The 265-nt window shown below is 64.9% G+C and carries 1 protein-coding gene; it reads left to right on the forward strand.

Annotated elements, in window-relative coordinates:
- A partial coding sequence (locus WDW90_RS39760) for a hypothetical protein (protein WP_336493075.1) occupies positions 1 to 265 on the forward strand: 265 nt, incomplete at both ends.

The raw sequence follows: 265 nt of genomic DNA on the forward strand, positions 1-265 counted from the left end.
TCTCCGTTCTGGTCTTCGGAGTGGCCGCGGCGGTCATCAACGAGATCTCCCGCACCGCACGGCATCGTCTCGACAAGGTGCGTCGCCTCGCAGAGCAGGGAAGGGTCATGCTCGCCGAGAGCGTGCAGCACGCGATCGAGCTCAAGCAGAGCGAAGCGAAGGTGCGTACCGCAGAGCGGATGTTCCGCGAGATCTGGGTCTCCGTGACAGAGCAGGCGATCATCGGCACCGACCTCACCGGCCTCGTGGACGCCTTCAATCCCGG

The sequence above is a fragment of the Methylobacterium nigriterrae genome, from assembly GCF_037106235.1.
GTDB classification, from domain to species: Bacteria; Pseudomonadota; Alphaproteobacteria; order Rhizobiales; family Beijerinckiaceae; genus Methylobacterium; species Methylobacterium nigriterrae.